The sequence below is a fragment of the Roseiarcus sp. genome, assembly GCF_049514155.1.
In the GTDB taxonomy this organism is placed as follows: Bacteria; Pseudomonadota; Alphaproteobacteria; order Rhizobiales; family Beijerinckiaceae; genus Roseiarcus.
The window spans coordinates 1-7,619 of the sequence record NZ_JBEKVH010000165.1 but is presented as its reverse complement, the minus strand read 5'-3'; the positions used below and the strand labels follow the sequence as shown (position 1 = coordinate 7,619).

Annotated in this window: 11 protein-coding genes and 1 pseudogene; 8 read left to right on the top strand and 4 right to left on the bottom strand. The window is 69.1% G+C overall.

Features of this window, described 5'->3' with window-relative positions; all coding sequences use genetic code 11:
* Positions 1-291: 291 nt before the first annotated feature.
* Positions 292-1,029: an SDR family NAD(P)-dependent oxidoreductase gene (locus tag ABSF49_RS18300; RefSeq protein ID WP_424114075.1), complete on the bottom strand. Its 738-nt coding sequence runs from the start codon at positions 1,027-1,029 to the stop codon at positions 292-294.
* Between the two features lie 250 nt (positions 1,030-1,279).
* Between ABSF49_RS18300 and ABSF49_RS18295 the strand changes: the two genes are divergently transcribed.
* Together ABSF49_RS18295 and ABSF49_RS18290 are read left to right on the top strand one after the other, a co-directional pair.
* Entirely contained in the window at positions 1,280-1,642 is a 363-nt protein-coding gene (locus ABSF49_RS18295) for a CidA/LrgA family protein (protein WP_424114077.1), read from the top strand.
* On the top strand, positions 1,639-2,331 hold the full coding sequence (locus ABSF49_RS18290; RefSeq protein ID WP_424114074.1) for an LrgB family protein: 693 nt from the start codon (positions 1,639-1,641) through the stop codon (positions 2,329-2,331). Before ABSF49_RS18295 ends, ABSF49_RS18290 begins: the two co-directional genes overlap by 4 nt.
* A 27-nt stretch (positions 2,332-2,358) precedes the next feature.
* On the opposite strand, the gene ABSF49_RS18285 is transcribed toward ABSF49_RS18290, so the two are convergent.
* A complete protein-coding gene (locus ABSF49_RS18285; protein ID WP_424114073.1) occupies positions 2,359-3,129 on the bottom strand; it encodes an SDR family NAD(P)-dependent oxidoreductase in 771 nt (256 codons plus the stop codon).
* A 245-nt stretch (positions 3,130-3,374) separates the two neighbouring features.
* Here ABSF49_RS18285 and ybaK point away from each other — a divergent pair, with 245 nt between their 5' ends.
* The 5 genes from ybaK to ABSF49_RS18260 all read left to right on the top strand — a co-directional run bounded on the left by ybaK (position 3,375) and on the right by ABSF49_RS18260 (position 5,496).
* Positions 3,375-3,848, top strand: coding sequence for a Cys-tRNA(Pro) deacylase (ybaK, locus tag ABSF49_RS18280; RefSeq protein ID WP_424114072.1), 474 nt, complete (start codon positions 3,375-3,377; stop codon positions 3,846-3,848).
* A gap of 69 nt (positions 3,849-3,917) precedes the next feature.
* Complete coding sequence (locus ABSF49_RS18275; protein ID WP_424114076.1) at positions 3,918-4,244, top strand: ArsR/SmtB family transcription factor; 327 nt, start codon at positions 3,918-3,920, stop codon at positions 4,242-4,244.
* Positions 4,237-4,695, top strand: coding sequence for an SRPBCC family protein (locus ABSF49_RS18270; RefSeq protein ID WP_424114071.1), 459 nt, complete (start codon positions 4,237-4,239; stop codon positions 4,693-4,695). The genes ABSF49_RS18275 and ABSF49_RS18270 overlap by 8 nt, the downstream gene beginning before the upstream one ends.
* Entirely contained in the window at positions 4,617-4,907 is a 291-nt protein-coding gene (locus ABSF49_RS18265) for a DUF899 family protein (protein ID WP_424114070.1), read from the top strand. The genes ABSF49_RS18270 and ABSF49_RS18265 overlap by 79 nt, the downstream gene beginning before the upstream one ends.
* 67 nt (positions 4,908-4,974) lie before the next feature.
* Positions 4,975-5,496 carry an SRPBCC family protein gene (locus ABSF49_RS18260; RefSeq protein ID WP_424114069.1) on the top strand — a complete coding sequence of 174 codons (522 nt, stop codon included), beginning with the start codon at positions 4,975-4,977 and terminating at the stop codon, positions 5,494-5,496.
* 25 nt (positions 5,497-5,521) lie between these two features.
* Here ABSF49_RS18260 and ABSF49_RS18255 read toward each other — a convergent pair whose 3' ends face one another.
* Both ABSF49_RS18255 and ABSF49_RS18250 read right to left on the bottom strand, forming a co-directional pair.
* On the bottom strand, positions 5,522-6,220 hold the full coding sequence (locus ABSF49_RS18255; RefSeq protein ID WP_424114068.1) for a DUF2155 domain-containing protein: 699 nt from the start codon (positions 6,218-6,220) through the stop codon (positions 5,522-5,524).
* 93 nt (positions 6,221-6,313) lie between these two features.
* Positions 6,314-6,724, bottom strand: a complete 411-nt coding sequence (locus ABSF49_RS18250; protein ID WP_424114067.1) for an NADH:ubiquinone oxidoreductase subunit NDUFA12 — start codon at positions 6,722-6,724, stop codon at positions 6,314-6,316.
* A 471-nt stretch (positions 6,725-7,195) separates the two neighbouring features.
* On the opposite strand from ABSF49_RS18250, the pseudogene ABSF49_RS18245 reads away from it, so the two are divergent.
* Positions 7,196-7,619: pseudogene (locus ABSF49_RS18245) on the top strand (vitamin B12-dependent ribonucleotide reductase); the annotation flags it as partial.

Sequence of the window (7,619 nt, the reverse complement as noted above, 5' to 3'; positions counted from 1 at the left end):
TCGACAATTTGGAGCAGGCGGCGTTCATCGAAAAGGGCGGCTGGGCGGTGATGCCCGGAAGCAATTCCGTCGGCCCCGGCGTGACGCAAGCCTGCGCCGCTCTGCTCGACAAGTCGAAGTAAGTCCACGCGGCGCCGCGATTTCGGCTCGGCGGCGGTCGTTCGCCGAGCCGGCGCCGCGCGTTCCATTTCGGTCTTGTCGATCGGCTGCGACGCGCCACGGCCGACCGCGACAGCCCGCGCTCTCTGAGGCTTCGCCCGTTCCGCCTCCGCCGCCCCGACTCGCCCCTCCTCACAAAAACAGCGCCCCGCCGTTCACCGCCAGCGTCTGGCCGGTGACGAAGGCGTCGCCGACCAGAAACAGAACGGCCTGGGCGATGTCGTCGCCGGCGCCGACGCGGCCGACGGGAATGCGCGCGCCGACGCCCGCCGCGATCAGCGGCGCGCCCATTTCGGTGTCGATCAGGCCCGGCGCGATCGCGTTGACCGTCACGCCCTCCGGCGCGAGCCGCAGCGCATAGGCGCGCGTCAGGCCCTCGACCCCGGCCTTGGCGGCGCCGTAGGCGACGCTGACCGAGCCCGCGCCGACGCGCGCGCCGATCGAGGAGATGTTGACGATCCGCCCCCACCGCCGCGCCCGCATGTCGGGCAGGACCGCCTGCGTGCAGAGGAAGGCCGACTTCAGATTGACGGCGAGCGCCTGGTCGAAATCCGCTTCGGTGATGTCGTCGAGGCCGCGCGCCGCCGCCATGCCGGCGTTGTTGACGAGGATGTCGATCGGGCCGAGCCGGTCTTCGGCCTCCCCGACCATGCGCTGCACGGCGGCGGCGCTTGCGACGTCGGCGGCGATGGCCGCCGCGCGGCCGCCGCCTTGGCGGATCGCCGCGACGACGGCGGCCGCCTCTTCGCCGCGTTCGCGATAGTTGACCGCCACCGCGGCGCCCGCCTTGGCGAGCGCCAGGGCGATCGCCTTGCCGATGCCGCGCGAGGCCCCGGTGACCAGCGCGACGCGGTTGTTCAGTTCGGGCATGGCGGATTTCCTGCGCGTTGAAGCGATGACAAGGAGTCGGCTCGATCTTGCTGCGGAACGACGGCGCGAATGTTGGTCATCGTGCGCCGCCGCGCAACGGCTTGATCGCCGCGCCCCGCGACGGCAAGCGAAAGATTGCCGTTCCAGCCGCGCGCCGCTAGATCATGCCGATCGCGAAGAGGCTGGGTTGGCGAAGTCGGCGCATTGCGGTCGACGCCGCCGACGCCCGCATGAGATTTGCATCGTGACCATGATCGGCGCTCTGGCTTTGCTGTTCGTCTGCCAACTGGCGGGCGAGGCGGTCCATCGGCTGGCGGGCCTGGCGCTGCCGGGCTCGGTGATCGGCATGCTGCTGCTGATCGGCTGGCTGGCGCTGGTCCAGAAGGAGCGCCCGACGCTCGAGGCCGTCAGCGCGTGGCTGACGGCGCATCTGTCGATCATGTTCGTGCCGGCGGCCGTCGGGCTGATCGAGCAGGGGCCGGCGCTGTCGCGCTACGGCGTCGGGCTGGTCGTCGCGACGGCGGTTTCCACTGTGCTGACCATGGCGGTGACGGCGCTGGTCTTCCGCTGGGCGGCGAGACGCGGCGAGCCGGCGGAGGACGCCGGAGCGTGAGCGACCTGCTGACGACCCCGATCTTCTGGCTGACCGCCACCCTGATCGCGTTCGAGGCGGCGGATGTCGTGTCGCGGCGCAGCGGGCGCCATCCGTTATGCCATCCGGTGCTGCTGGCGACGCCGGCGCTGATCGCCCTGCTGCTGGCGACGCGCACGGCTTATCCCGTCTATGGGAACGCGACGCAGGCGCTGAGTTTCATGCTGGGACCGGCGGTGGTCGGACTGGCGGTTCCGATCTGGCGCCAGCGGGCGCTGATCCGGCGGCAGGCCTTTCCGATCGCTCTGGCCTTGGCGGCGGGGGCGGCGACGGCGGTGGTCAGCGCGGTGGGCATTCTGTGGCTCTTCGGCGCCCCCAGGGCCGTCCTGGCGTCGATCGCGCCACGGGCGGTCACGACGCCGGTGGCGATGGCGGTGGCGTCGCAATTGGGCGGCGTACCGGCGCTGGCGGCGGTCATCGTGCTGTTCGCCGGGGTGGTCGGCGCGATGACGGCGACGCCGCTGTTCAACTGGATGAAGATCAGCGATTTCCGCGCGCGGGGCTTCGCCGTCGGCGTGTCCGCGCATGGCATCGGCGCGGCGCGGGCGTTTCAGGTCGATTCGACGGCGGGGGCCTTCGCCGGCCTCGGCATGGCGCTGAACGCCGTGGCGACCGCCGCGCTTCTGTCTATGCTGGCGCTGCTGATCTAGGCGGCCGCAGCCGGCCGCAGGCGGCGTTCAGTCCGGCAGCGCCACGCCCGACAGTCGCGCGCATTCGGCGATCAGCCGGTCCTGCAACTCGATCGAGTCCGTGTGCGGGTCGGGCGCGCGCTGGCGTTTGTAGCGGAAATATTTGCCGGTGACCCGCGCTTCCGGCTCGTCGCTGACGGCGAGCCAGACCTGAGTGCGATGGGCCTGGTCGAGGTCGTCGGGCGCGCTTGGGCCGCCCATGCGGGTCGCCACCCAGCCGGGCTCGAGCGCGTTCGACAGCGCGTCCGGCCAACGCCGCGCGACGGCGAAGGCGATCAGCACGTCGAGAAACTTGCTCTCGGCGTAGGCCTGGGCGCCGTTCCAGGCGCGTTTCGTCCAGGTCAGATCGTCGAGGCGGGCGTTCGCGCCGCGGTGCATGCCGGAGCTCAAGTAGACGAGGCGGTCCGGCCGCTCGATCAGCGCCGTCAGGACGTAGGGCGCGAGGACGTTGACCGCGAAGACATGCGGAAGCCCGTCGGCGGTGTTGATCCGCGCCTCGCGATAGCCGACGCCGGCGTTGTGGATGATGGCGTCGAAGCGGCCGAGTTTATTGGCCTCGTCGGCGACGCCGCGCGCGCCGGCGACGCTCGCCAGATCGCCGACGACGACCGCCTCGGCTTGGGGCAGGGCGCGGCGCGTTTCGTCGGCGCGGGCCGGATTGCGGGCGTGAAGGACGACGCGATGGCCCTGCTCGACCAGCAGCTCGCCCGCCATCAGGCCGAGGCCGGACGACGATCCGGTGACGAAGACGCGCGCCATGAGCCGTTTCTCCAATGTTTTTCGCCGCTCGCGCCGCCATTGGCGATTGCGACGCCGCTCGCAGGCGGCAGCGTAGCAACGGCGGGCCCGAGCAGATAGGTGTCCGATTCTTGCACGCGTACGGCAAGAATCGCCGCGCTGGCGCGGGAGGGTGAAAGGAATCGGGCAGAGCGGTACGATGCGGCTTCGCCGCAACAGAGGCGGTCGGGCGAAGATGAGCCCGAAGCCTGAGCCAGGAGTCCCTTTTGTCCAAATCCACCCGCGCCACCAAGGCCCTCGAACAGGCGGGGGCGGCGTTTTCGGTCCACGCCTACGACTACGATCCCGACGCCGACAAGATCGGGATGCAGGCGGCCGAAGCGCTGGGCGAGGCGCCGCAACGGGTGCTGAAGACGCTGATCGCGCTGGTTGACGGCAAACCGATCTGCGTCGTGCTGCGCTCGGACCGCGAAGTCTCGATGAAGAAGCTCGCCGTCGCGCTCGGCGGCAAGGCGGCTGAGATGATGAAGCCGGCCGAGGCCGAGCGCGTCTCGGGCTACAAGATCGGCGGCGTCAGCCCGTTCGGCCAGACGCGGCGGCTGAGAACCGCGATCGACGCCGAGGCGCTCGCCGAGCCCTACGTCTTCGTCAACGGCGGCCAGCGCGGCCTGCAGGCGCGCTTGAGTCCACAAGACGTAGCCAGGCTGCTCGACGCGGTCGTCGCGCCTCTGACGGCGTGAGGCGGCGGCTTTCCGGGGAGCGCAAATTTTGCGCTTGCAAAGGCAACCATTTGGTTGCATATTTCCGCCATGAGCATGGACGCGGTCTTTCGCGCGCTCGCCGATCCGGTCAGGCGGCGGCTGTTGGATCGGCTTCATGCGCGCAACGGGCAGACCTTGGGCGAACTCTGCGAGGGCCTCGACATGACCCGCCAGGCGGTGACCAAGCACCTCGTCGCGCTCGAAGCGGCGAATCTCGTCGTCAGCCAGAAGCGCGGGCGCGAGAAGCTGCATTTCATCAACCCGGTCCCAATCAACGACATCGCCGGGCGCTGGATCGGCAAATTCGACGCGCCGCGCCTGGCCGCGCTCGCCGAGCTCAAACGCAAGCTGGAAGAAGGAAACGGCCATGACTGACGGGATCAGCCGCTTCGTTTACGCGACCTATATCCGCACCACGCCCGAACAACTGTGGGCGGCGCTGACGCAACCCGAATTCACCAAGCAATATTGGTTCGGCGTGACCCTCGAGACCGACTGGAAAGCCGGCTCGCCGTGGAAGATGGTCCTCCCCGATGGCCTCGTCACCGACGAGGGCGAGGTCGCAGAATGCGATCCGCCGCGGCGCCTCGCTCTGCGCTGGCGGCATCTGTGGAGGCCGGAGCTGGCGGCTGAGGGCGAAGCGTTCTGCGTCATCGAGCTCGAGCCGGTCGAAGGCGCAGTCAAACTGACCATCAACCACTCGATTCCGCACCCTGGCGCGAAGCTGATCGAAGCGGTCGGAGGCGGTTGGCCGCGCATTCTTTCGAACCTCAAATCGCTGCTCGAGACCGGCCAGGTCGTTCTCAAGTCCAAGCCGGCCGGCTGACCGGCTATCGCCTCACGGTTGAGCAGACCGGCGCAAGCGATTGCAAACATTGTTCCTGCGTGAGGGGCGCCATCGCCGGCGGGCTCGTCCGGCTTGCGGCGCGCGATGCGTCGTTCGCTGCCGTCTCGCGCGCGCCGATCGCCAAGATCGAAGCGTTCAAGCGGCGCTTGAAGAGAATCCTCGACCGGCGCCGTCGCGCCCGAGCGAGTTGAACCTTCACATTCACATTCTGATTTATCCAATGGAAAAATCGATATTACTCTAGGAACTGGCGGCGGGATGACGAACGAAGCGAACGCGGCGCCCGATTTTCGCATGGCTGCGGCGGCGAACAAGCGGCCAAAGGCGGTCGCCGACGGCGTAGGCGGCATGCTGCTCGCGACCGCCGAAGTCCCGGCGCCGCCCGAGCGGACCTTCGCCGCATTGATGACCCGCGAGGTCGAGCGCTGGTGGAAGCTCCCCGGCGTCCATCGGCAGAAGGACTGGCGGGCCGATCTGCGTCCCCAGGGCGGCTGGAGCGTCTGCGCCGAGCTATGCGACGGCCGGAGTTTCGACGAATGGGGCGAGATCTGCGCCGTCGAGGCGCCGAATCGGATCGTGCTGACCCGCCATTTCGTCGCCAATCCGCTGGTCGGCGAGCGCGAAACGACGCTCGCCTATCGTTTCGAGCCGCCGCCGCACGGAACCCTGATCACGCTGCGCGAGGACGGCTTTCTCGGCCGGCCGCAGGCGGCGCACGGCGCCGCCGAAAATTGGGAGAAGGTCCTCGGTTGGCTCGACGCCTATCTCAGCGGCGCCTGAATGTTCATAGGTCCAGCCGCCGGACTCAGCGGCCGATGTTGGCGGGCGGGATCGGCGCGTCGTTGTCGGTCGGGAAGAAGCGCTGGCTCGGCGTGTTGCGCGGCGTCGGGGCCGGCAGCGGATTCGTGACCACGGGCGGCGGCAGCGGGATCGTCACCGGCGCGCCGGGCGCGTTGAGGTCGAGCGGGCCGGGATCGGCGGCGGCGCCCTTGCGCTTCTTCGGCGTCGGCGTCGCCGACGGCTGGGGGACCGGCCGGTCGGGCGGGGCAATCGGGCCGAGGCCCGCATCGCCCGAGTCGGAGGGCGCGTCGGCGACCGTCGGCGCCTCGTGGATGAGCTCGCCGTCGCCCTTACAGTCGGTCAGCCAGATGTCGTAGACGGGGTGCTCGACGCCGTGCATGCCGGGGCTGTCGGCGAACATCCAGCCGCTGAAGATGCGATGGGTGGCGTGGTCCTCGGCCACCTCGTCGACCTCGGTGAAGGCGTCGGTCTGCGGCGCCTCGGTCGGCGGCCGTGAGTAGCAGACCCGCGGCGTGATCTGCAGCGAGCCGAACTGCACCGTTTCGCCGATCGCCGCCTCGAACGAGATGATTCGGCCGGTGATCTTGTCGAGGCCAGAGAAGACCGCGGTCGGATGCTTGATCTTGTCGGCGAGCGCCGGCGCGCCGGCGGCCACAATCGTCGCCCCGGCAAGGACCGCGAGGCGCCGGAAACGTTGTTTCATCGTCTGGATCCGGGCCGCTGCATGGTTTAGGCGCGCGCTCGAGGCGCATCGGGCTCCCTTGACGGCAAAGCCGGGCGAAACGAAGGCGCTTCGTCAGCCCTCCGGCCGCCAGGCCTGATAGTCGCCCGCCGCCGCCTGGCGCCGGCCGAGGCCAATCGTCGAGCCCTTGGGCCGAATCGCCGCCCTGGTGCCGGTCGGGTTGGCCATATGCGGCTTCTCCCAGGGCTTGGCCTTGTAGTCTTCCTCGCTCGGCGCCACGTCGACGGTGTGGTGCAGCCAGCCGTTCCAGCCCGGCGGCGTCGCCGACGCCTCGCTGAGGCCGTTGTAGATCACCCAGCGCCGCTCGAACCCCAGCGCCGGGTCCTTCTTGCCGCCGCGGGTGCGGTAATAAAGGTTGCCGGCCTCGTCCTGGCCGACCAGCTCGCCGTGGCGGCGGGTGTGCCACAGGGTGTTGAGCGTGGCGCCGTTCCACCAGGTGAAGAACCGGAGGAGAAAGAGCTTCATCGCGTTCGTGAGCCGCCTGAGGAATTTTTCGCGGGCGGACTATGGCGATCGGGAAGGGGCGTGTCCAGCGCCAAAGCCGTCCTTTGGCGAGGCCAAATTTTCCCCTTGCCGAGCCGCTCCGACTCGGCCGAAGGTGTCAATGCGGCCGGGCGTTTACCCAAAGTTATACATTTTTCTCCACAATATGTTGTGTTGGTGGCGAGGGTTCGGCACAAGCTGTTGACGTAATCGTCACAGAGTCGTAATGTTCGGACGTTCTCGGCGCGCGGCGGCTTTCCGGCTCCAAGGGGGTCTGGCGAGCGGCGGCCGCCCGCGCGAGAGCGCATCGGCGACGGGGCAAGGCGCTTGCGGCGCGGAGCCTTGGAACCTTGTGGGCGTCGGCGCGCGTAGAAACGTCTGACATTGTCTTTGGGGGGCCGCTCGCGCGGTCGATGGCGGGCGTGCGCCCGCCGAGCATCGGGGTTTGAGGCCATGCATATCGAGCGGCGGTACACGAAGCCTGCGCAGTCCCCCTACGCGTCGATCGCGTTCGAGACGACCAAGAGCGAGATCCGCAACCCCGACGGCTCGGTGGTGTTCTCGCTCGACCGGCTCGAAGTGCCGGCCGGCTGGAGCCAGGTCGCCGCCGACGTGCTGGCGCAGAAGTATTTCCGCAAGGCCGGCGTGCCCGCGCGCCTGAAGCGCGTGGAAGAGAACGGCGCGCCGTCTTTTTTGTGGCGGTCGGTTGCCGATACGGAAGCTCTGGAGTCGCTGCCTAAGGCCGAGCGCTATGGCTCGGAGACCTCGGCCAAGCAGGTGTTCGACCGGCTCGCCGGCGCCTGGGCCTATTGGGGCTGGAAGGGCGGCTATTTCGATACGGAAGCCGACGCTCAGGCCTATTTCGACGAGATGCGCT

Bases quoted from the DNA above. Each gene is read 5' to 3' on its own strand.
- ABSF49_RS18260 (WP_424114069.1), top strand. From the start codon at position 4,975: ATGACGAACGAAGCGAACGCGGCGCCCGATTTTCGCATGGCTGCGGCG.
- ABSF49_RS18270 (WP_424114071.1), top strand. From the start codon at position 4,237: ATGACTGACGGGATCAGCCGCTTCGTTTACGCGACCTATATCCGCACC.
- ABSF49_RS18295 (WP_424114077.1), top strand. From the start codon at position 1,280: ATGATCGGCGCTCTGGCTTTGCTGTTCGTCTGCCAACTGGCGGGCGAG.
- ABSF49_RS18250 (WP_424114067.1), bottom strand. From the start codon at position 6,724: ATGAAGCTCTTTCTCCTCCGGTTCTTCACCTGGTGGAACGGCGCCACG.
- ABSF49_RS18285 (WP_424114073.1), bottom strand. From the start codon at position 3,129: ATGGCGCGCGTCTTCGTCACCGGATCGTCGTCCGGCCTCGGCCTGATG.
- ABSF49_RS18275 (WP_424114076.1), top strand. From the start codon at position 3,918: ATGAGCATGGACGCGGTCTTTCGCGCGCTCGCCGATCCGGTCAGGCGG.
- ABSF49_RS18300 (WP_424114075.1), bottom strand. From the start codon at position 1,029: ATGCCCGAACTGAACAACCGCGTCGCGCTGGTCACCGGGGCCTCGCGC.
- ABSF49_RS18255 (WP_424114068.1), bottom strand. From the start codon at position 6,220: ATGAAACAACGTTTCCGGCGCCTCGCGGTCCTTGCCGGGGCGACGATT.